Annotated in this window: 21 protein-coding genes; 10 read left to right on the top strand and 11 right to left on the bottom strand. The window is 62.8% G+C overall.

Annotated features, from left to right (window positions below):
* Window positions 1–31: 31 nt before the first annotated feature.
* Together M1E02_RS11205 and polA are read right to left on the bottom strand one after the other, a co-directional pair.
* Entirely contained in the window at window positions 32–1,321 is a 1,290-nt protein-coding gene (locus tag M1E02_RS11205; RefSeq protein ID WP_479374347.1) for a GNAT family N-acetyltransferase, read from the bottom strand.
* Between the two features lie 85 nt (window positions 1,322–1,406).
* Window positions 1,407–4,049, bottom strand: coding sequence for a DNA polymerase I (gene polA / locus M1E02_RS11210; RefSeq protein WP_479378132.1), 2,643 nt, complete (start codon window positions 4,047–4,049; stop codon window positions 1,407–1,409).
* A 244-nt stretch (window positions 4,050–4,293) separates the two neighbouring features.
* Here polA and M1E02_RS11215 point away from each other — a divergent pair, with 244 nt between their 5' ends.
* Window positions 4,294–4,758, top strand: a complete 465-nt coding sequence (locus M1E02_RS11215; RefSeq protein WP_479374348.1) for a hotdog fold thioesterase — start codon at window positions 4,294–4,296, stop codon at window positions 4,756–4,758.
* On the opposite strand, the gene M1E02_RS11220 is transcribed toward M1E02_RS11215, so the two are convergent.
* The 3 genes from M1E02_RS11220 to M1E02_RS11230 all read right to left on the bottom strand — a co-directional run bounded on the left by M1E02_RS11220 (window position 4,759) and on the right by M1E02_RS11230 (window position 6,811).
* On the bottom strand, window positions 4,759–5,301 hold the full coding sequence (locus tag M1E02_RS11220; protein ID WP_479374349.1) for a dihydrofolate reductase family protein: 543 nt from the start codon (window positions 5,299–5,301) through the stop codon (window positions 4,759–4,761).
* Between the two features lie 80 nt (window positions 5,302–5,381).
* Complete coding sequence (locus tag M1E02_RS11225; RefSeq protein WP_479374350.1) at window positions 5,382–5,603, bottom strand: hypothetical protein; 222 nt, start codon at window positions 5,601–5,603, stop codon at window positions 5,382–5,384.
* Window positions 5,600–6,811: an inorganic phosphate transporter gene (locus tag M1E02_RS11230; RefSeq protein WP_479374351.1), complete on the bottom strand. Its 1,212-nt coding sequence runs from the start codon at window positions 6,809–6,811 to the stop codon at window positions 5,600–5,602. The genes M1E02_RS11225 and M1E02_RS11230 overlap by 4 nt, the downstream gene beginning before the upstream one ends.
* Window positions 6,812–7,087: 276 nt before the next feature.
* Here M1E02_RS11230 and M1E02_RS11235 point away from each other — a divergent pair, with 276 nt between their 5' ends.
* Window positions 7,088–7,510, top strand: coding sequence for a CHRD domain-containing protein (locus M1E02_RS11235; RefSeq protein WP_479374352.1), 423 nt, complete (start codon window positions 7,088–7,090; stop codon window positions 7,508–7,510).
* A gap of 153 nt (window positions 7,511–7,663) precedes the next feature.
* Here M1E02_RS11235 and M1E02_RS11240 read toward each other — a convergent pair whose 3' ends face one another.
* Window positions 7,664–8,980, bottom strand: coding sequence for an erythromycin esterase family protein (locus tag M1E02_RS11240; protein ID WP_479374353.1), 1,317 nt, complete (start codon window positions 8,978–8,980; stop codon window positions 7,664–7,666).
* 182 nt (window positions 8,981–9,162) lie between these two features.
* Between M1E02_RS11240 and M1E02_RS11245 the strand changes: the two genes are divergently transcribed.
* The 4 genes from M1E02_RS11245 to M1E02_RS11260 all read left to right on the top strand — a co-directional run bounded on the left by M1E02_RS11245 (window position 9,163) and on the right by M1E02_RS11260 (window position 11,824).
* Window positions 9,163–10,242, top strand: coding sequence for a hypothetical protein (locus M1E02_RS11245; protein WP_479374354.1), 1,080 nt, complete (start codon window positions 9,163–9,165; stop codon window positions 10,240–10,242).
* Window positions 10,233–10,679 carry a LuxR C-terminal-related transcriptional regulator gene (locus M1E02_RS11250; RefSeq protein ID WP_479374355.1) on the top strand — a complete coding sequence of 149 codons (447 nt, stop codon included), beginning with the start codon at window positions 10,233–10,235 and terminating at the stop codon, window positions 10,677–10,679. The genes M1E02_RS11245 and M1E02_RS11250 overlap by 10 nt, the downstream gene beginning before the upstream one ends.
* Before the next feature lie 184 nt (window positions 10,680–10,863).
* On the top strand, window positions 10,864–11,586 hold the full coding sequence (locus tag M1E02_RS11255; RefSeq protein ID WP_479374356.1) for a class I SAM-dependent methyltransferase: 723 nt from the start codon (window positions 10,864–10,866) through the stop codon (window positions 11,584–11,586).
* Window positions 11,555–11,824 carry a hypothetical protein gene (locus M1E02_RS11260; protein WP_479374357.1) on the top strand — a complete coding sequence of 90 codons (270 nt, stop codon included), beginning with the start codon at window positions 11,555–11,557 and terminating at the stop codon, window positions 11,822–11,824. The genes M1E02_RS11255 and M1E02_RS11260 overlap by 32 nt, the downstream gene beginning before the upstream one ends.
* An 18-nt stretch (window positions 11,825–11,842) precedes the next feature.
* On the opposite strand, the gene M1E02_RS11265 is transcribed toward M1E02_RS11260, so the two are convergent.
* Both M1E02_RS11265 and ligD read right to left on the bottom strand, forming a co-directional pair.
* Window positions 11,843–12,262, bottom strand: a complete 420-nt coding sequence (locus M1E02_RS11265; protein ID WP_479374358.1) for a VOC family protein — start codon at window positions 12,260–12,262, stop codon at window positions 11,843–11,845.
* 140 nt (window positions 12,263–12,402) lie between these two features.
* Window positions 12,403–13,428 carry a non-homologous end-joining DNA ligase gene (gene ligD / locus M1E02_RS11270; protein ID WP_479374359.1) on the bottom strand — a complete coding sequence of 342 codons (1,026 nt, stop codon included), beginning with the start codon at window positions 13,426–13,428 and terminating at the stop codon, window positions 12,403–12,405.
* A 121-nt stretch (window positions 13,429–13,549) separates the two neighbouring features.
* On the opposite strand from ligD, the gene M1E02_RS11275 reads away from it, so the two are divergent.
* Window positions 13,550–14,215 carry an alpha/beta hydrolase family protein gene (locus tag M1E02_RS11275; RefSeq protein ID WP_479374360.1) on the top strand — a complete coding sequence of 222 codons (666 nt, stop codon included), beginning with the start codon at window positions 13,550–13,552 and terminating at the stop codon, window positions 14,213–14,215.
* A 33-nt stretch (window positions 14,216–14,248) separates the two neighbouring features.
* Here M1E02_RS11275 and M1E02_RS11280 read toward each other — a convergent pair whose 3' ends face one another.
* Window positions 14,249–14,836, bottom strand: coding sequence for a helix-turn-helix domain-containing protein (locus tag M1E02_RS11280; RefSeq protein WP_479374361.1), 588 nt, complete (start codon window positions 14,834–14,836; stop codon window positions 14,249–14,251).
* A gap of 77 nt (window positions 14,837–14,913) precedes the next feature.
* Between M1E02_RS11280 and M1E02_RS11285 the strand changes: the two genes are divergently transcribed.
* Entirely contained in the window at window positions 14,914–15,843 is a 930-nt protein-coding gene (locus tag M1E02_RS11285) for an NAD(P)/FAD-dependent oxidoreductase (RefSeq protein ID WP_479374362.1), read from the top strand.
* Between the two features lie 52 nt (window positions 15,844–15,895).
* Window positions 15,896–16,147: a hypothetical protein gene (locus M1E02_RS11290; RefSeq protein WP_479374363.1), complete on the top strand. Its 252-nt coding sequence runs from the start codon at window positions 15,896–15,898 to the stop codon at window positions 16,145–16,147.
* Between the two features lie 40 nt (window positions 16,148–16,187).
* Here the strand turns inward: M1E02_RS11290 and M1E02_RS11295 are convergent, their stop codons facing one another.
* Window positions 16,188–18,365 (bottom strand): elongation factor G-like protein EF-G2, encoded by a 2,178-nt coding sequence (locus tag M1E02_RS11295; RefSeq protein WP_479374364.1) that lies wholly within the window; start codon window positions 18,363–18,365, stop codon window positions 16,188–16,190.
* 291 nt (window positions 18,366–18,656) lie between these two features.
* Here M1E02_RS11295 and M1E02_RS11300 point away from each other — a divergent pair, with 291 nt between their 5' ends.
* Window positions 18,657–22,535 carry a family 43 glycosylhydrolase gene (locus M1E02_RS11300; RefSeq protein ID WP_479374365.1) on the top strand — a complete coding sequence of 1,293 codons (3,879 nt, stop codon included), beginning with the start codon at window positions 18,657–18,659 and terminating at the stop codon, window positions 22,533–22,535.
* A 201-nt stretch (window positions 22,536–22,736) separates the two neighbouring features.
* Here the strand turns inward: M1E02_RS11300 and hrpB are convergent, their stop codons facing one another.
* Window positions 22,737–25,406: an ATP-dependent helicase HrpB gene (gene hrpB, locus M1E02_RS11305; protein ID WP_479374366.1), complete on the bottom strand. Its 2,670-nt coding sequence runs from the start codon at window positions 25,404–25,406 to the stop codon at window positions 22,737–22,739.
* Window positions 25,407–25,453: the final 47 nt, after the last annotated feature.

Raw genomic sequence — 25,453 nt, forward strand, 5'->3', positions numbered from 1 at the left:
ATCGCTCCCAGGGCGTACGGCTGGTACCGGGTTAGAAGTGCGTCATGCAGTGCGTTGAGCGCTCGACAGCAAACATCTGCCGGGCCTTGAGCGCTGCCCCTGGGACGTCCTCCCTGATTCTCCCGGCGGCTGTCAGCGTTACCGGGCAAACGGCTCCCAGATAGATGGAACCCAGTTCGGCGACATCGAGCTTAAGCTCCGGTGACTGGCCATCCGAGGCGTTAGTGAGGCTGGCTTCTCCATCCCGAACCTCCAGGCGGTAGGTGCCTGAGGCGAAACCCAAGGGGTCAGAGACTTCGAAAATGAGCGTGCCGTCAGCCGAGTAGCGGCGACCCGTGAGCGCACCGGCAACGTCGAGGATACGAAGCCAGAGCATATCCCGGTGGTCCGAGGACTCAATGCAGCGCGGATCCTCGAGTGCCCAGCCCAGGGGGTCATCCACCGGGGCTTCCTCCCAGCTGATGCGCTCGACCAGATCGATGGCGCCCAGGAATTTCCACAGATCCAGGTAGGCAGCATCCGAGCCCGCTACCAGATCCACAATATTCACGGTGTAGGGCTTCGCCTCCCAGCCGGCAAACTTGTACGAGACGTAGCCGTCAACCTCCCCGTCGGAGTTGTAATGGAGGGCGCACCTGATGCCCTGGTCTTCCGAACCGTCCTGACCGAACGCGCCCGAGACCCTCTGGCGGTATGACTCTTGACGCACTATGGATCCCGGCGTGACTTGATGAGATTGGGCGAACACCCCGGGTGCAACATCCAGCAGCACCTTTCGGTCCGCAATCTCCACTGTTCCTGCAGGCTCATGGCGCAACTGGAACCGGGGGCCCGTGTCCACTTTGATGCTGCGTTCAAAGGTGGCCACGCCGTATCCAAAGCGCCGGTAGATGGACCCTTCGGAGGCCGTTAGTGCGGCCATGGCCTGGCCCTGAGTCTTCGCTTCAGTGAGGTCCTCGGTCATCATCCGCCGCAACAGGCCCCGCCGCCGGTGGGTACCCCGGACGGTCACCGCGGTAACCAGGCGTGTTTCCAACTGCCTGCCGTAGCCGGTGTTCAGAGTCTTCAAAAGCGTGCCGAAAGTAGCCACCGGGACATCTACTGCCAGCGAATGAACAGCAACCGATCCCGTCTGGTAGACCCCCGTCAATTCACGGTCATCCACCCTGTACATGGTCATGATCTTGTCCACGAACTCCGTGCTGCGCCGGTTGTCGAGGAAACCATCCTCCACTGCCCGCATCCAGCCCAGGTTTTTGGAATAGTCGGGTGAATCCTTTGCGGCAGCACGGAATCTTTTTACTTCATACTTCTCTGACACGTCTGTTTCTCCCCAAAATCGGTTTACCGGCCGGCGCACAATCGGGGCGCCGGCCATCTCATATGCCTGCTGGTTGCTTCTTGTCTCAGTGCCCGGCTTCGTACCAGCTGGAGCCCACGCCAATCTGGACGTCCAAGGGAACGGTCAGCTGGGCGGCTGCACCCATCTGCTCTGTCACGAGCTTCTCCACGGCAGCCCGTTCCCCGTTTGCTACCTCCAGGACGAGCTCATCATGGACCTGCAACAGCATCCGTGACTTGAGCCCCTGCGCCTCGAGCTCGGAATGCACTCCAAGCATTGCCCGCTTGATGATGTCCGCTGCGGAACCCTGGATAGGCGAGTTGAGTGCGATGCGCTCCGCATTCTCGCGAAGCTGGCGGTCCGTGCTGGTCAGATCCGGCAGGTAGCGGCGCCGTCCTTCGATGGTTGCTGTATAGCCGTCGACCCTTGCCTGGTCCACCACGCCGCGAAGATAGTCGCGGACGGCGCCGAACCGGTCGAAGTAATCCTTCATGAGCGTCCGCGCCTCATCGACCGAAATCTCCAGCTGCTTGGAAAGACCGAAGGACGTCAACCCGTAGGCCAGGCCGTAAGACATGGCCTTGACCTTTGAACGCATGGCACTGGTGACTTCTTCGGTCGGGACATGGAAGATGTTGGAGCCAACAAACCGGTGCAGGTCTTCCCCTTCCTTGTACGCCTGAATGAGGCCAGCGTCGCCCGAGAGGTGCGCCATGATCCGCATCTCGATCTGCGAGTAATCGGCGGAGAGCAGGCAATCATAGCCGTCGCTGACCACGAAGATGCCACGGACCCGGCGGCCTTCCTCGCTTCGGATGGGGATGTTCTGCAGGTTGGGGTTGTTTGACGAGATCCGGCCCGTAGCTGCAACGTTCTGAGCGTAGGTGGTATGGATCCTGCCATCGTCCGTGACGGACTTCTTCAGGGATTCCAGCATCTGCCGCAGCTTCGAGGACTCGCGGTGGGCCATAAGCTGGACCAGGAACTCGTGTCCCGTCTTCTCGAGCAGGTTCTTGAGTGACGCCGCGTCGGTAGTGTAACCGGACTTGATCTTCTTGGTCTTTGGCAGCTGGAGTTCCTCGAACAGGACGGTCTGGAGCTGCTTGGGCGACCCCAGGTTCACCTCATGCCCGATCGCTGCGAAGGCCAGCTCCTGGGCGTTGTCAATCACCTTGGAGAGATCGGCCAGCTGCTCATCCAGCCGTGGCATGTCGATGGCAATCCCCGCCAGCTCCATGTCGGCAAGGACCCGGCTGACGGGCAGCTCCAGGGTGCTCAGCAGGTCCTCGGCCTTGCGCTCCTTCAATTCGGATTCGAAATGACGGCTCAGAGCCTGGACCACAGCGGCCGCTTGGACGAGCGCACCCGACGCTGCGGCGTCGTCGCCGTCGAACGACAGCTCCAGCTGGCCCGCCTTGGCGGTCTCAGGCGAGATGCTGATGTTGAGGTGGTGCTGGGCCAGTTCGGAGAGCTCATAGGTGCGGCGGTCAGGCTGGATGAGATAGCCGGAAATCGATGTGTCATCCACTACCCCTTCCAAGCCCAGGCCCCGGCTGGACAGGGCCTTCAACGCAGCCTTGTACCCGTGCATGACCTTCGGGGCCTGCGCGTCCCGCAGCCAATCAGCCAGGACGTTCTCGGCTTCAGCGTCCTGGGCAGCGAGGTCGATGTAGACGGCGGCGTCGTCACGGACGATGGCCAGCGCGGCGGCGTCCTCGCCGATCCTGCCGGGCACCAGGTCGACGGCGACGGCGGACCGCTTGCCTGTGCCTGCCGCCAGGAAGGCACTCAACTCCTTTGCACCCGCGGGGGTGACGAAATCTGGCGTGTCGATGCTCTCACGCTCAGCGGATTCCAATTCTTCGCTGCTGTAGAGGGCAAAGAGCCGGGTGCGGATGGTCTTGAATTCGAGGTCGTCGAACAGCTGCTCCAGAGCCGCCTCATTCGGGCGGGGCTCTGCGAGATCATCCAACGTGAGCGGGAGATCAAGGTCAGTGTGGAGCCTGTTCAGCCGCCGGTTGCGTTTGACTGCCTCCACGTTTTCGCGGAGCGCGTCCCCAACCTTGCCGCCGATGGCGTCCACATTTTCCAGGACCCCTTCAAGTCCGCCGTAGAGGTTGATCCATTTGGCTGCCGTCTTGGGACCCACTCCGGGGATGCCTGGGAGGTTGTCCGCGGACTCCCCCACCAGTGCGGCCAGGTCCGAGTACTGCGGGGGCGTCACAAAGTACTTCTCCTGAATGGCAGCAGTATCCAGCCGCGGAATATCGCTGACACCCTTCCTGGGGTAAAGCACAAAAACGTTGTCGGTGATGAGTTGGAATGCGTCACGGTCACCGGTCACCAGGAGCACTTCGTAACCGGCCTTCTCACCCATGGCGGCGAGTGTTGCCAAAATGTCGTCAGCTTCGTAACCGGGCATTTTGATGGTCTTGATGCCCCACGCCTGCATGACCTTGTCAATGAGGTCGATCTGGCCGCTCATCTCCATGGGAGTTTGGTTGCGGCCGCCCTTGTACTCGCTGTACTCGGCCTTCCGGTGCGTGGTGTCATCCGATACATCGAAGGCCACGGCCACGTGGGTTGGCTTCTGTTCCTTGATCAGGTTGATGAGCATGGACGTGAATCCGTGGATGGCGTTGGTGTGCTGCCCGTTTGCCGTAGAGAACTTGTCCGCCGGCAAGGCGAAGAAAGCCCGGAATGCCATGGAGTGGCCATCTAGTACCAGCAGCCGCGGCTGACCAGTGATAGGAATCACAGGGGCTTCCGTGGCAGAAACGGAACGATCACCGGGCGGGGGAATCTTCACGTCCTGCAAAGCAGCGTCAGTGGGCAGGGTTGCGTCTGCACCAGCGTTGGCCTTCGGGGCGGCGTCGTCCTGAAGGTCAGCGGTTTCGAACGGGAAGGGGGCCGGTTTGGTAGTTTCACTCACAGGTGCCAGCCTAGTTGGCATGATGGACAATTTCACGCCCCACCGGTTTGCCGACGAACTGACCTCAGCCGGAATCCCCAAGGAACTCCATGATTGGCTCGGCGGCTACGGGATTGGTGCTCTGGTGGTCAAGATGGGCATCCGCTTCGTCGAGATGAGTCCGGCGCGCACCGTGGCCACGATGCCAGTGGAAGGCAACACGCAGGTGGCTGGAATCCTGCACGGCGGAGCCCACGTTGTCCTCGCCGAGACGCTTGGATCCTTCGCAGCAGGAATGCATGCAGGTCCTGGCAGGCAGGCGCTGGGAATTGAAGTGGGCGCTACCCATCACCGGTCCATCTCCACGGGCACAGTCACCGGAACGTGTACGGCCATTCACCTGGGCCGCACGCTCACCACCCATGAGATCGTGATGACAGACGAACAGGGGAGGAGACTGTCAACAGCCCGCATCACCAACCTCATTCGGGATATTGACGAGTAATCAGTGATGTAACCGGTACCGCAACTCCACTACGCCGCGACCCAGGGCCGCTGACGACACCAGTTCCAGGGGCGGCGTGGGCTTCCGCAGCGGCAGGACCGGCTTGCCCTCGCCAAGAATCAGGGGGATAACCGAAACAATCATTTCGTCCAGCAACCCTGCGTCGGCGAACTGCGCTGCGAGGTTGCCGCCGCCCACCACCCACACGTTCTTGCCATCGGCGTCTGCCTTCAGGTCTGAGACAAAAGTCGTGACGTCACCGCGGGCAAAAGTGATATCAGCGTCCTTAGGTACCGTGCCCTCGTGATGGGTGAAAATCCAGCAGGGCGTGTTCGGGTAGGGCCACTTGCCGGGATCGTGCTCCAGCAGCCAGCGGTAGGTTTCCCCTCCCATGACGATGCAGCCGACGCCCTCCATAAAGGAGTCGTAGCTTTCCTTCCCGCCTTCGAAACCGTCGAACTGCAGGAGCCAGGCAAGGTCGTCGTCGGGCGTGGCAATATATCCGTCAAGAGAGGCGCCCACGTAGTACTGGAGACTAGACATGGCCCCAGCCTAACCACTTCAGGTCCGGGTTCAAATACCGCGTTTGAACCCATGGGCGCTGTGCGCTTTGCCGGCTGAATCTACTTGCTGAAGTAAGGAATGATCAGGTAGAGACCAAAGAGAACTGCTAAGCCGCATAGTGCGAAACAGACGTAGGCAAGCGGCTGGATCCAGCGGGGGGCCTCGGGCGTAACGTCTCCGGCTATGGCTGTCAGGCGGACGCCGAGGGAGTACAGCCCCACAACCGTGACGGCGGCTACCAAGGTGGCTCCGCCCACCATCAAAAGTTCCAACCACTTCATTTCTGGCCGCCCTTCTTCTTGTTGGCGCGTGCTGCCGCTGCCGCCTTCTTCTTCTGGAACCGCACAGCATGGCCGGCTTCCTCAACCTCCACAGCGTTGTGATGGCCGACGTGGGACTTGCGCGATTCGAAGTACATCAGCAGCACTGACGCAAATCCAGCCGCTCCGGCGATGGCCACACCGACGACGCCGGTACTGACCAGCCAGGCAGTCAGGGCGCCCATGATGCCCGCCGCCGGGAGGGTGAACAGCCAGCCGACGGCGATTCGTCCCGCCGTCGCCCATCTCACTGAGGTTCCCTTGCGGCCAAGCCCTGAGCCGATGACGGAGCCCGAGGCCACCTGTGTGGTGGACAAGGCAAACCCCAGATGCGATGAAGCCAGAATCGCTGAGGCCGTGCTGGTTTCGGCAGCGAAACCCTGTGCAGGCTTAACGTCAGTCAGCCCGGAACCCATGGTCCTGATGATCCGCCAGCCGCCCGCGTAGGTGCCGATTGCAATAGCAAAGGCGCAGGCCGCGATGACCCAGAACTGGGGCCCGGAACCTGTGGGCTGGGTGCCTGCAGCGATCAGCACCAAGGTGATGATGCCCATTGTCTTCTGGGCATCATTGGTTCCGTGGGCGAGTGCCACCAGGCTGGATGTGAAGATCTGCCCCGTGCGGAAGCCCCCGCGCTTCTGCGTCAGCTTGTCCCCTGTCTCGGGGTCGTGCCGGGAGGTCAGCGCATAGGCCAGGCGGGTGCAGATATAAGCGACGGCGCCTGCAATGACCGGGGCAAAAATCGCCGGAAGGATCACTTTTTGCATCAGCGATTCAAAGTTGATCGAATGCAGCCCGATGCCGGCAATCGCGGCCCCGATGAGGCCACCGAAGAGGGCATGTGAGGAACTGGACGGCAGGCCCTTGAGCCAGGTGATCATGTTCCAGAGAATGGCTCCCATGAGCCCGGCGAAGATAATCTCAGGGGTGATCTGAATGCCTTCAGAACCTTCCCGGATAATCCCTCCGGAAACAGTCTTGGCCACTTCAGTGGAGAGGAATGCACCCACCAGGTTCAGAACGGCTGCCAAAGCCACTGCCGTTTTGGGCTTGATGGCACCCGTGGCAATCGGAGTAGCCATGGCATTTGCCGTGTCATGAAAACCATTGGTGAAGTCGAAAAAAAGTGCCAGCGCTATAACCAGCGCCACCATAAAGGTGATATCCACCTGTTGCCCAATCTGCAGAGTCGACGGTCAGCAGTTCCACTTCCCCGTTGCCCGAAGCCGAACAGCACAGTTCACGGGAAGTTAACCGTGGTGTTGTGCGGTATTCAGCAAAGCAGGCTTGAAACCCTATAGATCGTACGCGTCAACAGCATCAGGACAAAACATGGGCGGTGAAGCCATTGTGCGCCCCTTCTCCGCGGGCGTACCGTGACGTTGCTGGGGCTTATCGAAGGAGAAACGATCATGTTAGACGCTCACCCGGCCAGATTCCGTGCCATGGCCGTTTTGGCTGCAGTAACTGCCCTTGCCACTGCCAATACCGGCGCTGCCACAGCGGCTCCCGGCGGTGGAGGAGCAGCCATACCGCTCAATGTGGGCCAGGAAACCACCGGTTCCAATACTGGCGCCCATGGATTCTTCAGCTACCACATCGTCAATGGGGAACTTTGCTACACGCTGTCCGTCAAAGGCCTGTCGGCACCAGTTGTCGCAGCTCATATCCACGTCGGTGCCCGTAAGGTGGCTGGCCCGGTCGTCATTCCTCTGGAGACCGGCACAGGCACTACCTGGACGGAGACCGCCTGCGTCCCCGCGGATCCCATGGTGTTGGCTGCTCTTGAGGCAAACCCCCGGGCTTACTACGTGAATGTGCACACACCAACGTTCCCCGGAGGCGAGGTCCGCGGACAGCTGAAGTAGTTGTCTGACCCTGTCCTACCCGTCGTGGCTGTCCTCATGGAGCCGGGGTCACGGCGGTAGGGCGCGGGGAACCCGTTCGAGGACGGCGTGGACCCTTGATCCAAAAATGAGCCGGGTAGACGCTCCCTCCCCCGGCTAAATCCGCGGAAAGAGCTAGAACCCGCTCGGTTCGGTTTCGAATTCCGGCCCGACGGGTGGACCCTCGTGGTGGATCGGGCGCAGGGCAACCGTGCGCTCGAGCCAAATAAGCGCGTCGTAGCGGCCACCCATGACCGTCGGAACATAATTGGCCTGCTCGCTTTCGGGGCTGTAGACGACGCCTATGGCCCGGTGGCCAAGCTTGCGGGACAGCCATGGCCCGGGACGCTTCCTGCCGAATTCCAGGATGGCAGGCACGCCCAGGCAATGGTGAAGGAGGTATTCATGACTCCCTGTCCGAGCCTCAGGCACTCGGACAACCTGTTCGCGGGAACCCCAGTCTTCAGCGGCAACCACGGTGCCACCGTAACCGGCAAACCCCACAAGCAGAACCCGGTCCGCCCCGTAACGCTCCCGGATCAATTGGCCAACGTTCACCAGTCCGTTACGCGCCATATCAGTTGCTCTGGCGTCCCCGATGTGGGAGTTGTGCTCCCAAATGATCCCTTTCGACGCCGGACCCGCGTGCTGGCGGAGACGCTCGATGGTGTCTGCCATGTGGCGGTCGCGGATGTTCCACGAGTCGCGGCTGCCGTTGACCATGGTGCGGTAGTAATGCTCGGCGTTTGCTGCCACTTCCGCATTCTGCAAGGCGTCAAAAGCGTCGTCGTCGCGGTGCTCTATGGCGGTGAGCGCATGCTTGCGTACTTCCTCAAGGAGCGCAACGACGTCGGCTTGGCAGGTTTCCGGGACCAGCCGCGTCTTCCACGCATATTCATGCGGATCCTCATGATGCGGCTGAAAACATTCCAGGGCGCGTTTTGCTGCCGGTACGGCTTCCGGTGAGTGCACTTCCAGCCAGCCCAGGGTCTGCCGCAACGAGTCCCACAAGGAATAGACATCCAGGCCGTAGAAACCAACCCGTTCGGCCAGCGGACGTTCCATGTTCCAGCCGCGAAGCCAGTCCAGGAATCCCGCCACTTCCTCATTGGCCCACATCCACGTAGGCCACCTTTCGAAACCCGCCAGCAAGGCGTGCACTCCGACGCCGAGTCCGCTTTGCCCGGTGACCCAGCGGTTGATCCGCCAGCAGTCCGGCCAGTCGCCTTCAACCCCGATCCAGTTGTAGCCTTGCTCTTCGATCAGCCGGATGGTCAGGCGGGACCGCCACGTGTAGTACTCGTGCGTTCCATGTGACGCTTCACCGATAGCCACCAGCTCACACCCCGCAGAGCGGTGCACCAGGCTGTCGAGGTCGCGCAGCCCGGCGAGGGGGCGGGCAAGCGCAAGGATCTCCGCCGTAACTGCCGGGTTGACAGTGACGTCGGTCATCCTGGATCCCCAGTCTTGGCTTTCTTCCATGACGCTCTCCGCTTGCCCTTCTCACTCCAGCTTCCCGCCACAGCTGCCCTCCCGTAAAGGGCCAAGGCGATGAGAGTTGACGATCCGTTGGTTCCCTTTCCCGCTCATTGGGCGAGCAGTACTCTGAAGGAACCATCCGGAAGCACACTGACATGACAGAAGTTACGGACCTGATCTCCAGCGCGCGAGCCGCCTTTGTCCGCAAAGACTGGGACGCCGCCCGCCGAAGCCTGCTCGCTGCCCGGAACAGGTCCGAACTGGGGACTCCCGAGCTGGAAGTGCTCGCTGAATCGGGCTGGTGGCTGGGACATGTGCCGGAGTCACTGGCCCTCTCGGAAGAGGTCTACCGCCGCCTGCATGGAACCGGTGACCACGCTGCCGCCGCCATGAAAGCCATCGAATTGTCCCTGCAGTGGGCCACGCGCGGAGATGTCGTTGTGGCTTCGGGGTGGATGAACCGTGCCAGGCGCTTGCTGCGGCAAAATCAGGAAACAGCGGAGTATGGCTATCTGCTGTACGTCGAAAGCTCCCAATCCATGGATTTGGAGGAAGATCCGGGCCCGGCCTGGGAGGCAGCCAGTATCCTCGAGCACCTCGCCGAACGGCTGGACAACCCCACTCTGGCCTGCTTCGCCCGGGTGCTCAACGGGCTGGCCCTGGTTCGGGGAGGACAGACTGAACCGGGCTTCAACGAGCTTGACGAGGCCATGCTTTCTGTACTGGCCGGCGACCTTTCCCCGGTCTGGGCAGGCGACATCTACTGCACGGTTGTGCATCTGTGCCATATCCTCGGTGACCTTTCCCGGATGCGCGCTTGGAACAACGCTTTGGACCGCTGGACCGCCGGACTGTCGGCCTCCTTCATCTATGCCGGAGTCACCAGGATCCACCACCTTCAGTTGATCAGCGCGGAAGGCGATTGGGACACCGTGGAACGGGAGATAGGTCCCCGCAGTGATCAACTCGTGGAGGCGCACGGCTGGATGGCCGGCGCTGGCTATTACGAGCTAGGGGAAGTGAGACGCCTCCGGGGAAATATCGAGGGTGCCGTCGATGCCTATGCGAGTGCAAGGAATACAGGTGTTGACCCGCAGCCCGGGGAGGCACTTCTGCAAAACTCCGCAAGGTACTGGCGGATAGCTGGTCTGACCACCTCCAACGCATCGCTGCCAAGTACTCCTCCCCCGGGATCCAGGCTTGGGCCCGGCATGCCCGCGGAGCCGTGCTTTTAGCCGCAGGACGGGCGGCTGAGGCAGTTCCCCATTTGGATTCTGCGGCCAGGATATACCGGGAACAGCGTGTCCGGTACAGCACGGCAAAGATTCACGAGTTGTTGGCCGAATGCCGGCGGCGGCTGGACCAACCGGATGCTGCTGACGCTGAGCTGGCCACTTCCCTGGCGATTTACCGGCAGCTTGGCGCCCTCCCGGATATCGAGCGTATTGAAGGCAGGCCCAGCCCTGGTGGATTGACGGCGCGCGAAAGCGAGGTCCTGGCGCTGGTCTGCGGCGGGGCCAGCAACCGGCAACTTGCCCGAACGCTGGTTATCAGCGAGAAAACGGTGGGGCGGCACCTGGCCAATATTTTCACCAAGATCGGCGTGGACAGTCGGACCGCAGCTGCAGCCTGGGCACGGGAACGCAACCTCCCGCCCCGGATACCGCGCTGATCAAGCCTCATTTGCAGGTCCGGTCCTGGTTTGCCGTGCTGATCGACTCCGCTGCGTCTGCATGATTTGACCCATGCCTGGCAGAAAAAGATGAGGCCGATGCCCGACGACGGGACGGCATGCGCGCACATAGCTTCGAACTAACGGATTCATTCATCCGTACTTGAGTCGAGGAAGGACCATCATGACCACGTTCGAAGAATCAACAAGCCGGGGTTCTGCCGCTTCAGCTGAATCCGGGGCCACTGCTGAGGCAACACAGGCTGCCGCTGAGAGGTTGGTGGACATCCTTAATGATGGGGCAGCAGCGGTGCTGGCAAGTATTGGCCACCAAACGGGCCTCTTCGACACGCTCGCGACCTTGCCAGCTGCCAGCAGCGAACAGATTGCAGATGCAGCGGGACTGCAGGAGCGTTATGTGCGGGAATGGCTTGGCGGCATGGTTACTGCCGGTCTTGTGCAGTATGAACCCGCAGCCCGCACGTACCTGCTGGATCCCGCCGTCGCTCCTTCCGTCAGCGGACCAGGAGCGGACAACCTTGCCCGGACGCTGCAATACGTCACGCTGATGGCCGAGGTCTCCGGCAAGATTGCGGAAAGGTTCAGATACGGGGGCGGCCTGGGTTATGAGGACTACCCGGGATTCGTCCACATCATGGCATCGGACAGTGGCTCGGTTCACGACGCTTCGCTGATAGACACCATTCTTCCCTTGGCCGGCTGCATCGACCGCCTGCGCACCGGAATCGACGTCGCAGATGTTGGCTGCGGTTCCGGGCACGCAATCAACCTCATGGCCCAGGCCTTTCCTGCCAGCAACTTCACCGGCTACGACTTTTTTGAAGAAGGGCTCATCGCGGGACGTGACCTTCCTGATGGTGGATATCAAGGCCTCCAGCAGGCTTGAGAAGAACATCCGACTCCCCTGGGCTACGTTCCTTTACGCGATCTCCACCACCCACTGCACATCGGTTTCGCTGTCGCAGGGCGGAGACGGCCTTGGGACCGTCTGGGGTGTCGAGCTGGCGGAATCCATGGTCCGCGACGCCGGCTTCGAGTATGTGGATGTCAAGGACGTGGAGGAGGACCCGTTCAATGCCTACTTTGTGGCAACAAAGGCTGCGTCGGGGGTGGCCGGACCCTAACAGCCAGGACACTAAGAGCTACGCGGGTGGCGCCCCGGCTGCATTGACCAACCACGGGACACCGAACTTGTCAGTGCACATGCCGAAGGTGTCACCCCACGGAGCGGGTTCGAACGGGACGGTGACGGTACCGTCTGAACAGAGGCGATCCCAGTATCCGCGCAGTTCAGTTTCGTCTTCTCCGCTGAGGGAGACGGAAAAGTTGTCGCCCGGGTTGTAGTTCATGCCGTTAGGTGTGTCCGCCCCCATCAGCACCATTCCGGAATCTGTGGTGAGCATGGCGTGCATGATCTTGTCTTGCTCGCCAGGATCTTCGCTGGCCTGGAATTCGCCGAAAGTACTCATGGTGAGTTCCCCGCCGAAGACTGACTGATAGTACGTCATGGCTTCGCGGGCGTTGTCGCGGAAGCCAAGGTAGGGGTTGAGGCGCGTTGGCATTTGGGTTCTCCTTGGAATCGGGTGGCGGCCCGGGGCGGGGAGCAGGCGGCGCAGCGGGCTGGGAACACTTCATATGGTGCCCCAATTCATGTGCCGTTCCTAGACCTCGCAGACACTTTCCCCGGCTGGCAGTCCGGTTTTCAGTCGGCGGCTTTCTTCGCCCGGCTGGGCTGGACTCTTGGTGGTTCACCCGGCATTTTCGGATAGTCGGGAGGGAACGGCAGTTCGCCCAGGCCGGCGTCAATGTCACGTTCCCACCAGCCCAGGAGGGTGTCGATGGTCCCGGGTTTGGAATGCATGTCCGCCCAAGGATCACCGGTTGTCTTCAACCGCTCGGGAACTGTGAGGATGGTGAATTTTCTGGGATCCGCGCTTTCCAGTTCATCCCATTCAATAGGGCAAGAGACGGGGGCATGTGCCAGGGGCCGCGGACTGTAGGCACCGGCCATGGTGCGGTCACGGTTGGCCTGGTTGAAGTCCACGAACACCTTGACGCCACGCTCTTCCTTCCACCAGGCCGTAGTGACCTTGTCAGGCATGCGGCGCTCAAGCTCGCGTGCCGCAGCAATGACCGCGTGCCGTACGTCCAGGAACTCCCGGGTGGCCTCAATGGGGGCGAACACATGCAGGCCGCGGTTTCCTGACGTTTTGATGAATGCAGTAAGCCCGGCTTCTGCCAGCACACTTCTGAGCTCGATGGCGGCCGGGACGGCGTCGTCGAAGTCCGTTCCGGGCTGAGGGTCCAGATCGATCCGCAGCTGGTCGGGGTTGTCCGAGTTATCCGCGCGGGACGGCCAGGGGTGGAAAACGATGGTGTTCATCTGCACCGCCCAGACGGCGGCCGCGGGTTCGTCGATCACCAACTGGGGATGGGTCCGTGCGCTCGGATAGACCACCTTGACGGAGCGGATGAAGTCCGGCGCCCCCTTGGGAGGATTCTTCGAGAAGAACTGTTCGCCGTCGACATTCTCTGAGAAGCGCTGAAGCGTAATGGGCCGTCCGCCATTGGCCGTGACAAAGGCCTCCCCGACGTCCACCATGTAATTGGCCAGATCCAGCTTGGTGATTCCAGGTTCCGGCCAGAGGACGCGGCTGGGACTCGATATCCGCATCTCCCGGGGACCGTTGGGACCGTCGACGGTGAGGGTGGTTGCTTCGCTGGCCATGGGAACAACCTACCCCGCCGATGTATCCGCGGTCAGCAGATTCGGTGTCTCTTCCGTGCGGACGGCAGACACTCTTTTTAATGGAGTACGGACGGACCACGTGTTCGGGCATTATTGAGGAATGCCCGTCGCCCAGATCCCCCTCAGCTTCACTGTCGGTGACAGTACAGTTTCCTCAGCTTATGGACGTCCTGACAGCCCATTCGCCACACTCGTGCTTGCGCACGGTGCAGGCGCCGGTATGGATCATCCGTTTATGGTCGGCTTCACTGCCGCGCTGGGCGCCGAAGGGATCGCCACCCTCCGCTTTAATTTCCCCTACCGCGAGGCAGGTAAGAAGTTCCCGGATAAGCCGCCGACGGCGATCGCTGCTTGGCGGGCGGCCATGGACGTCGCTTCGCAACACTCGGAAGGTGAGCCGTTGTGGGCGGCCGGCAAGTCCTTTGGCGGGCGGATGGCGTCAATGGCGGTTGCCGAAGGAATGCCGGCCGCCGGACTGGTTTACCTCGGCTACCCCCTGCATCCACCGGCCAAGCCGGAGAAGATCCGGGACGAGCACCTGTACGGCCTCACGCTGCCCATGCTGTTCCTCCAGGGAACGGGTGACCGGTTCGCGACGCCTGCCTTGCTTGAGTCGGTGGTCGCTCGGATCGGCGACGCCGCAACGCTGAACTGGGTGGAGGGCGGAGATCATTCTTTCGCCATCAAGGGCTTCAAGCGCAGCCATGAAGAAGTGGGAGCATCACTCGCGAAACCTGTGGCGGATTTCCTCCGCGCACATTCCTGAAAAGCACTATGAGGCGAGCGGACGCGCTCATAATCACTCCTTGTTGGTCTTGGCGCGGACATGCATCCTTTCCCCTTGTCCTCCGAATACACTCAGGACTTCTGCAGGCTCGTCTCCTGTGCTGCCGAACCAGTGAGGTACGCGCGTGTCGAATTCGGCGACTTCTCCTGCTTGGAGGACCAGGTCATGGTTGCCGAGAAGCAGTCGCATCCGGCCAGATAGAACGTACAGCCATTCGTATCCTTCGTGAACCTTGAGGTCCGGGTCGGATTTGGAGACGGGAATGATTATTTTCCAGGCCTGCATCCCGCCCGGCTGCCGGGTCAAGGGTACAACCGTCCGGCCGTTGGCCTTATGGGGTTTGAGACGGATTCGGGGGTCCCCGACTTCGGGTGCGCCCACCAGCTCTTCCAATGGCACCCGGTACGCCTGGGCCAGCGGAAGGAGTAGTTCCAGGCTCGGACGGCGCTGTCCCGTCTCCAGGCGCGACAGGGTGCTTTTCGAGATACCTGTCGCTGCAGAGAGACCGGTGAGGGTGACACCGCGCTGCATACGCAGTCGTTTGAGCCTCACCCCCACCTGATCGAGCGCTGCCGCAATCAATTTCGTCGTGTCATTCACAGGACCATCCAACCTCTCTTTCCCGGAAACAGCAACGTTAGTTGTCGGAACAGGAACGTTGGCGCAGCCTTGAAGACATGAACGAATTTGATGTAGTCATAGTGGGCGGAGGCGCCGCAGGATTGTCAGCGGCATTGGTGTTGTCCCGTGCCCGCCGCAAGGTTCTGGTGGTGGATTCAGGGACCCAACGCAACTCCCCGGCCTCACATATGCATGGGTTCCTTTCACGCGATGGGCTGCCTCCCGCCGAACTTCTGGCGATTTCCCGAAGAGAGGTGGCGGGCTATGGCGCCGAGATCCTGGACGGGGAGGTCACGGACGTCCTTGCCTGCGGGAACTCGCGATTCCAGGTGCTGCTTTCGGGCGGGAGGCGCATTTGGACGCGGCGTCTTCTCGTGGCCACCGGGCTGCGGGACGAGTTGCCCGACGTACCGGGGCTGGTGAGTCGATGGGCACGGGATGTTCTGCATTGCCCTTACTGCCACGGCTATGAAGTGCGTGACCGGCAGCTGGGCGTTCTGGGCGGCGGACCGGATGCTGTCCGTTATGCCCAGATTGTCCGCCAGTGGGCCAAAGACGTCGTGCTGTTCATGCCCGCTGAAGTGCTGACCAACGTCCACCGCTCGCAGCTGGTTGCCCGTTCGATCGGTGTCATCGAGGGGGACGTCAGACGGATCGTCGTTGAGGACGACCATCTGTCCGGCGTCGAAATGGCAGACGGCACCATTGTCCGGCGTGACGCTCTGTTCGTGCCGCCGCGCTTCATCCCTAACAACGGCCTTCTTGCCGGTCTCGGCTGCGAGCTGGATGAGGCAGGGTGGGCCGTCCGGGACAGCGACGGCCGCACCAGTGTTCCCGGCGTCTGGATTGCGGGCAATGTTGCCAACCCTCGCGCCCAGGTGATCACGGCCGCAGGCGAAGGATCCACCTCCGCCATGGCCATCAACGCGGACCTGGTCGAGGAAGACATCCGAAACGCCGTCCGCGACTTCAACAGGGGCTTTTGATTCAGCAACTTGTCGTCCCGGCCGCTTCCTCAAAGACTCCAAGGAGAACCTAATGTCCATCCCGGCAACGTCAACCCGCCCCGCACCGCCCAACAAACATCAGCTCGCGCTGATGATCTGGTTGGCTGTGTTCCCCACCCTGACCCTCATCAACCTGGCTTTCGGAGAGTGGCTCGGGATCCTGCATCCTGTACTGCGCACCTTCGTTCTTGCCACAGTTGCGGTTCCGATCGTCATTTACGGGATTATGCCCCATCTGCACCGACTGCGAGCGCTGCTGCTGAGCCGGGCCGCACGCCGCTGACCTCCGTCGGGGCCACTGACCTCCGTTCGGGAAGGAGGAGTCAGACTTTCACCGATGCGGGAATCGCATTTGAGGGGACAGGATCATGGCGGAGGTAACGGCGATTGAAGCGTCCGGTGCCCGCTGTCAGTGCGCGCAACTCCACGGCGTACTTCAGGAGCTCCTGGTCCGGAACCTCGGCACTGATCTCCGTCATGTCGCCCACCGACGTTGTTCCCGTGAGTCTCCCCCGCCGCGACGACAGATCACTCATCACCGCACCAACATAGTCATCTGAGACAGTAATGGTTACGGCTGAAACCGGCTCGAGCAATTGGATACGGGTAGCCGAGGCCGCCTCCCGCAGGGCAAGCGCTCCGGCAGCCTGGAAGGCGGCATCTGAAGAGTCAACGCTGTGGGTCTTGCCTCCCACGAGCGTGACCCGGATGTCCACGACAGGGAACCCGGCAGCGACCCCTTTCTGCATCTGCGTCCGGACGCCCTTCTCCACAGATGTAATGAACGGGCCGGGGATCACGCCGCCAACGGTTTTGTCCACAAACTCAAAGCCGGACCCGCGGTCCAGCGGCTCCACCTCGACGTCGCACACCGCGTATTGTCCGTGGCCACCGGACTGTTTGACATGGCGGCCGTGGCCGGCCGAGGGAGCCGCGAAGGTCTCACGCAGCGGCGTCACGACCTCTACGGTCTGCAGTTTCACGCCCTGCTCCCTCAACCGGTCCAGTACAACCTCCGCGTGGGCCTCCCCCATGCACCACAGGATCAGCTGATGGGTCTCCGGGTTCCGTTCCACCCTGAGGGTCGGATCGCCGGCGGCCACCTTGCCCAGGCTTTTCGCCAGGACATCTTCGTCACCGTGGGAAGCCGCCTCAATGGCAACAGGCATCATGGGTTCGGGCATATCCCAGGCCTCCACCAGCAATGGCCGTTCACGCGAGGAAATGGTGTCCCCGGTTTCGGCGTTCCCGAGTTTAGCCAGAGCACAAATGTCACCGGCAACGCAGAAAGGCACAGACCGCAGGGATGCGCCGATGGGAGCGTACAGGTGGGTGATTCGCTCGTCGCTGTCGTGGTCCAGATGGCCACGGTCCGCCAGTCCCCGGCCTCCGACGTGAATCGCTGAGTCCTCCCGCAGTGTGCCCGAGAAAATGCGCACCAGGCACACGCGTCCCAGGAACGGATCGATCGTGGTCCGGACCACTTCGCCCACCAGTGGCCCCTTTGGATCGCAACTCACCTCCACTGTGGCGCCGCCATCGATCTCCCTGACGACCGGAAGCGCCCGCTCCGCCCCCGATGGGAAACCACCGCGCAGGACCTCAAGCACGTCCAGCATTCCGACGCCGGATTCAGCGGCCGTTGCCAGCACCGGAAAGAAGGAACCGCGGGCGACGGCGGTTTCGAGATCGGCGATCAGGACCTCCAGCGGGACCTCTTCACCCGCAAGGTACCGATCCATCAGCGTTTCGTCCTCGCTCTCAGCGATGATTCCCTCGATGAGCGCACCGCGCGCCTCTTCCGCTGTGCCGAGTTCGCCGTCGTCTGCTTCCCGTACCTGGCGCTCCCCGCTGCCATTGGCGTACGTCGAAACGGTTCTCGACAAGAGGCCCAGCAGGCTGATGGATCCGCCGCCGGAGGGCAGCGGCAAATACAGCGGCAGCACAGAGTCGCCGAAGGCCCGCTGGCAGGCGGATAGCGCTGCGTCAAAATTGGCGCGGGGATGATCGAGCCGGCTGATCACCACTGCACGCGGCATCCCGGCGGCTTCACATTCCCCCCAAAGCGCGATCGTGGCGGTGTCGATGTCGTCAACGGCTGAGGCGACGAACAGCACGGCGTCCGCCGCCCTGAGCCCTGCGCGCAGCTCGCCCGTGAAATCGGGGTAGCCGGGAGTGTCCAGCAGGTTCACTTTGATGTCTTCGAAGACCACCGGCACGACGGCGAGCGCGACTGAGCGCTGCTGGTGAATTTCCGAGGGGTCGGCATCGCTCACGGTTGTACCGTCGGCTATTGATCCCATTCTGGTGATGGCACCGGTTGCGGCCAGCAGGCCCTCTACAAGCATCGTTTTCCCGGCGCCCGAGTGCCCGACCAAGGCAACGTTGCGGATTTGTTCAGGGTGCTCCGCCGGTGACCAGGTAGAGGCGTCCGAACGGCGCGGGTCCCCATTGCCCCGGCCCGAACTCCTCGCCGGGCTCTTTGCTCCTTTTCCCGACATGTGCATCTCCTGCGTGTGTCCGTTCGCCTTTGTCTTGTTAAGGATTGGACACCCTCAGGCACCTGAACAGCAAGAGGCCCATCGCAGGGCTTGGGCAGGGTGCGTTCCGGCCTGGCCTTGATTCCCCAAAACGGTGTTGCTGGGGGCGTTTGCTGTTCTGGTATGAACATTTCCGTTCGGAAGTGTGCTTTTTGTTGTTTCGAGGCCGCCCACAGGATTAGCTGTGGGCGGGACAAACAGGGTGCGACGACGCACCCGCGGAACACGAGCGTATGCACCTGGAGAACCAACATGAACAGACCCAGAGTCAGGGCCGCCCTGGCCGCCTTCGTCACGGTGGCCACCGGCCATCTCGGCATTGCAACGGCCCATGCCACCGAGCTTCCCCCGCCAGCCCCGACGAGCAGCTTCCTGCTCGCCTTTGGCTCAAATGCCGCAGGGCAGGCTGCCGTTCCTGAAACTCTCAGCAAAGAGCCACTGAAGGGCCTCGCGGCAGGAAACGCCCACACCGTTGCCCTGACCAACGCCGGCCGGCTCGCAGCCTGGGGCAGCAACGCGCAAGGGCAGTCCACGGTACCGGTTATCGCTAACCGGAAGTTTATGGCGATTGCCGCCGGCGCGAGCCACTCCCTTGCCCTCAGCACTGATGGGAAAGTCACGTCGTGGGGCGGAAATTCTTCCGGTCAGTCGACAGTCCCTGAAGCGGCACGGAGCGGTGTGGCTGCGATCTCGGCGGGCGGAAGCAACTCGCTGGCACTCAAGACGGACGGAACCCTGGTGGGTTGGGGTGACAACGCATTTGCCCAAAACCAGATTCCCGCAACCCTGGCAGGCCAAGGCATTAAACAAATAGCAACGGGCGCCGGGTTCCATCTGGCGTTGACGGCCGAAGGCAAAGTGGCTGCCTGGGGCCGGAGCGATTATGGACAGATCGAGCTTCCCGCAGCTCTGAGCACAGCTAACATCAAGGCCATCTCTGCCGGAGTGACACACTCGCTGGCCCTGACTGATACAGGTACAGTGCTGGCGTGGGGATCGGACACGTACGGGCAGCTCAACGTTCCGGCTGAGCTTGGTTCGGAAAAGGTAACGGCGATCGCGGCCGGCGGCTACCACAGCCTCGTCTCCACCGAATCAGGGAAAATTGTCGCCTGGGGCGAGAACAATGCGGCGCAGAGCACGGTTCCGGCGGGGTACGGACCGAGGATTGTGGCGATGGCCGCCGGAGAAGCGCACAGCGTGGTCTTTACCCGGCCGGACGACGACGGCGACGCTGCCGCCGTCGTTCTTCCTGGTTCCCCAGCAGGCGGGACACCGGTGGCTCCGGCAACAGGAATGGCCGGTTTACTGGCTGCAGGCGTCACTGCCATGGCGTATCCCGCCGTGCCGTATCTTGCGGGTGCAGCCCTGCTTTTGCTCGGTAGCTGCTTGCTCGCTACTTGCTCAAGGCGGGGACGCCACACGAGGCGGATTGCGGGGGCGGCGCTGACTGGCGCCGTCACGGCCGCATTGCTGGTCCCGGCGTCGCCCGCGCTGGCAGAGGAGCCTGCGCCCATGCCGAAACCAAGCGTCGAGCAGCTGGTGGCCACCAACGGCGTCCTTTACTTCGCCAACAGCGGCACCACAGTGACGGATAAGGTAGCGCCCGGCGACACCATGGGGATCTACCAGTCACGCTCCGATCAAGCCCTCGGTGCGGACGCCAAGACCGGCGGCAGCTGGGGCTTCGTTTCCGACGCCTTTTCGAATCCCAAGCGCAACACCAACAGCACCCTCGGCAAATACGACTCAATCCTGTACGACGCACCGCCCGCAGGCTCGGTTCTTGCAAGCCGGGCAGTGAAGTACGACTTCGCGCTTCCCAACGGAAACTACGACGTCACCTTCGGCTTCAAGTTGCCCAGCGGCTGGGCCGGACGGACCTTGGACCTGATGGCGGAAGGGCAGATCCTCGGCACTGCTGCCACCAGCGGCACCGCCCTGGAGAAGACCTTCAACAACGTGGCCGTCACCGACGGCATCCTCAACCTGCAAGCCCACAGCCAGGCCGGCCGCACCAACACGTTCCATGATCCGGCGCTGAACTTCATTGTGATCAGGCAGCCCTTGGACTACACGCCTGAACTACTGGCGGAGAAAGTCCGTCAGGCGACGATCACTCCGGAACAGGCATCACTGTATGCGGCGGACTCCGTCGCGGTCCTCAAGGAGAAGCTTGCCGCGGCACAGGCCCTGGTGGACGCGGCCTCCGCCGACACAGCCGCCAACAAGGCAGCGTACGAGGCAATTGGTACAGCCACCGCCGGGCTGCGGAAACTCGTCACCTACAATTCCTTCAACCCCGGCCAGCCTTGGCTCGATACCAGCGGCCGCGCCATCCAGGGCCATGGCGGCCAGGTGGTCCCGTCCAAGGACGAGCAGGGCCGGACCATCTATTACTGGTATGGGGAAGACCGTACTCAGGGTTATCAGCCCATGGCGGGCCTTCACGGCTACTCCTCGTACGACCTCTACAACTGGAAGGACGAGGGACTGGTCCTGAAGACCGCGGAAACCCGGGCCCAGCTGGATACGGACCCCTACTTCAGCGCTCTCTACACGGACTACACGGCTCACGAAAAGGACGCGGTTTTCAGGGATCTGGACAGCAAGGGTGTGGGCAACGCGGTGGGCCGCGCCATCGTCCTTGAACGCCCCAAGGTGATGTACAACGAGTCAACCGGCAAGTGGGTTCTTTGGGTCCACACGGATGGCCCGTCAGCAACCTCGAATGCGCAGTACGCCAAGGCAACCGCCGGCGTCGCCGTCTCGGACTCCCCGTTCGGCCCCTTCCGCTACGTGGACAGCTACCGCCTGGACCGCATTCCCGCGGACAACCCCAACAACCAGTACCCGTCGCAACTGGGAATGGCCCGGGACATGAACCTCTTCAAGGACGATGACGGCACCGGCTACATCATCTACTCCAGCGAAGAGAACCGCACCATGTACGTGTCCCGGCTGAACTCCAGCTACATGTACCTGAACGTGCCCTGGCACCGCTCCGTTGACGGGGTGGACTTCAGCCGCAACTTCCAGGGCGTGGCCCGTGAGGCTCCCGCCATGTTCAAGTACGACGGCACGTACTACCTGATCACCTCAGGGGCCACCGGCTGGGATCCCAACCCTGCGCGCTACGCCACGTCCCCCACCCCGATCGGGCCGTGGACACAGCACGGCAGCCCCGCCGTCGGGTCCGGTTCTGAAACAACCTTCCGGACACAAAGCACCTCGGTGATGCCGATTGACCCCGCGGCAGGAAAATTCATCTACATGGGCGACCGGTGGATACCTTCGGACCTCGGCAATTCACCCATGGTGTGGCTGCCGCTCACGTTCGGGGCCAACGGTGACCTGAGTTTCCGCTGGACAGACCGCTGGACCTTGGCCGACCTTGAAAACCGGGGCAAGTTCAGTGTGGACATGACGATGCCGGCCAGTGTTCCGCTGGGTTCGGGATCTTCTGCACTCCCAGTCACCGCGGTGGTCAGCCAGAACGGAAGTTCGACGACGTCGGCAGTCACCTGGAGCGGCGCGGACTTCTCTGTACCCGGCTCGGCGACGGTGACTGCCACCTTTGCCTCGAATGGCCGCACTGCAAGTTACACCGTGCTGGTGGTGCCTTCCGGGCTGGTCTACTTCGCCGATCCGGGGTCCACTGACACCGCTGACTACGCCGCAATCCGGGCGGCGGCATCGGCGGCTGGCACCCTCTCAAATTCGACCAAGGACCAGCCCCTCGGAGCCGATCCTGGAACCGGCAAGACGTGGGGCTACGACAACCCGGGCACGGCAACAGTTGGCGGCGACAACATGTTCGGGACGCTCCGGTACGTGACCAAGGAGTCCGCGCGCAAGGACGTCAGCTATCTGTTTGGCGATCTTGAGGCAGGCGCCTACACCGTCTACGTGGGGCTCTACGACCCCTGGGCGCAATATGCGCCGAACCGGGCCGCGAGAATCAGCATCAACGGCACCGTGGTTGATGCCAGTAGGCGGATCAGCGGAACCAACACCACCATGAAGTACGCCGGGCACTACCCTGACGGTGAAGGGAAACTCAAGGTGAATCTGGCACCCACCACTGCAGACGACGTCCAGGTCAGCTGGATCATGGTGGTCAAGGGCTAGGAACCCCCAAACCCTCCCTCACCTTTCGCAACCAAAACCCCAACCCTCCCTCACCTTGGTTGCCCAAGGGAACGGGGAGTTGGTCGAGAGGTGAGGGAGCGTCGCCGGAAAACCCGCGAAAGGTGAGGGAGGGTCGCCGGAAAACCCGCGAAACGTGAGGGAGGGTCGGCGGAAAACCCGCGAAACGTGAGGGAGGGTCGGCTACATTCTGGACTTGACCCTGGCTGTAGCCGGCGCAGTCCACGGATCCTCCGGCCAGGGATGCTTCGGATAGCGTCCTCGCATTTCAGAGCGCACCTGTGTGTAAGGACCGGACCAAAAGGAGGCAAGGTCGTCCGTCACGGCCAGCGGCCGTCCGGCAGGCGAAAGCAGGTGAAACAGGACCGCCACCTTGCCGCCCGCCAAGTGCGGTGTTTCTGCCCAGCCGAAGCACTCCTGCAGCTTTACCGCAACCACCGGCCGGCCGCCGTCGTCCCCAATGCCCGGGTAGTCGATCCGGACCCGGGAACCGCTGGGCACTTCGAGCCACTCCGGCACCAGCCCGCCCAGCCGCGCAGCTTCCGGCCAGGGCAACAGCCGCCGCAACGGTTCCGTGAGATCGACTTTGTTCGTGGGGGTTCCGACGGCCAAAGCTTCCAGTTCCGGCGCAAGCCACTCTTGCAGTCGTGCCAACAAGGCCGGTTCGGATACATCAGGCCAAGGACTGCCCAGTTCCCGGTGCAATAAGGCGAGGCGACGACGCAATCCATCTGCCGCCGTCGACCATCCGATGGTTCCCAATCCTTCCTTCTTCAACACCCGCGCAACGGCCGCCCGCCCCTCCTCCGGCGAGGAGCGCACCGGCGTCGATGACAACGTGATCGTTCCCAGCCTTCGTTCCTTCCGCGCCGTGACGCGCCCCTGGCTGAACTGCGCCTCTACGGTTTCGCTCAGAAGATGCCGGCCTGCGGCCTCCGCCAGTTCCTGCGACAACGGCGCCGCTGAACGGATGACGGCACCTGTACCGGCAGCGTCCCGGCCTTGGGCGCGCGACACCTCGGCTACAGCCAGCCACTCGTGTCCGGACAGCCCACTGCCGGCAGGCAAACCCGCCCGGGTACCCGATGACAGCAGGTATCGCTCCGGACCTTGCCCCGGGGCACGGCGCGCCACGCGATCCGGAAACGCGAGCGCGACGACGAAACCAACGGCTTCCGCCGCGCTCGCCGCTGCAGCATTCTCCGTCGCAAGGGGGTCAGGGACGACGCCGGGTGCTTCCTGGCGCCCGATGGCCTCCATCCGTCGGACGTCCTCTGCCCAGCGTCGCGAGGCCGGGTCTGTGCCGGTCCGCAGGGTGGCGAGAAGCCGGGTGAGATCGGAGCCGGGAGCGCGCTGGTCGCCGGAAACGACTGCCACCGTTTCCGCAGCAATCCGGCTGCCCACGGCGGTTGCCCCGTCCAATAGCGCGCGCCCGAGCCGCGGGTCAGCGGGTATCCGTGCCAGCGTCTTGCCCAGGTCGGTGGCGTGACCGTCCGATTCGATCGCGCCAAGTTCCCGGAGGACTTCCACAGCGTCGTCCATGGCGGCGCGGGGCGGCGCATCCGGTAGCGTCAGGCCCTGGCCGCCCGGCGATCCCCAACAGGCAAGGATCAGAGCCGCACCCGTCAGATCAGCGACGGCGATCTCCGGGGTCTGGTAGGCAGGTGCGGCGCCGAAGGTCTTCTGGTCATAACACCTGACCACCCGGCCGGGCCCCTGGCGGGCCGCACGTCCGGCGCGCTGATTCGCGGAGGCACGGGAAGAGGACACAGTGACCAGTCCCGTCATACCGCGGTTTGCATCCCTTCGCGGTTCACGCGAGAGCCCGGCATCGATCACGAGGCGGACCCCTGGCACGGTGAGGGACGATTCTGCGAGCGCCGTCGAAACGATAATCCTTGGAGGTTCGCCGTGTTTACGTCCGGAGACGGCGCGGTCCTGCTCCGTCGGGCTAACCTGCCCGTGAAGCTCCAGGACCTCCGCCTTCCCCTTGCCCCGCAGCCGTGAGGCGACGTACGAGACTTCCCACGCCCCTGGCAGGAACACCAGCGCGTCGGTGTCGCTGTCTGCGGCCAGCGCCAGCGCGTGCGAGGCGGCGGTAGTCTCCGCTACATGCTCGAGGAAAGCGCGGGTGATTCCCCTGTCGTCGAGCCGCGGCAAAGCCGCCGGTGCCCATTCCACCTCCAAGGGGTACAGCGCGGACGGACAGTCGACCACTGGGGAAGGCCCGCCGTCGTCGTGCTTCCCTTCCTGGACATTTCCCAGCAGGGCGGCGAACCGGGGCGCGTCCAGAGTTGCGGACATCGCAACCAGAGTGAGGTCACCCCTGAGTTCCCGGACCTCTGCGAGCATGCCGAGCAGCAGGTCGGTTTCCAGCCCGCGCTCATGGACTTCATCCAGGATTACTGCGTCCGCCGACTCCAGCCCCGGGTCCGCGAGCAGACGGCGCAGCAGGATACCGGGCGTGACGAACTCGATCAGTGTTCCGGGACCGGCCTGGCGTTCCCCGCGGACGGTGTACCCGACGCGGTCCCCTACACGGCTGCCATCCAGTGCGGCAAGGCGCCGGGCTGCCGAGCGGGCAGCCACCCGCCGCGGCTGCGTGACCACAACATGAGGATTACGGCGCCGCCCCTCCGTCTGGTCTGCAACGTGACTGGAGGCCAGACCTGGATCCTGACCGGAGGCCAGGTTGGCGAGGAGCGGCGGGACCAATGTGGTTTTACCCGTTCCGGGAGGTGCCTGTACCACGGCCGTCCCCGCCAGACCTCCCACACGCAACGCTGTGGCAAGCTCCCCCAGGGACTCAGCAAAAACCAGGCCTGCGCCGATGGCTGCAAGATCGAAGGTCATCCGTCCATTGTGCCCGCAATCCCGGTGTCCGATCCCAGCAGGACTGC

It is taken from the genome of Arthrobacter sp. Z5-13 (assembly GCF_056499105.1).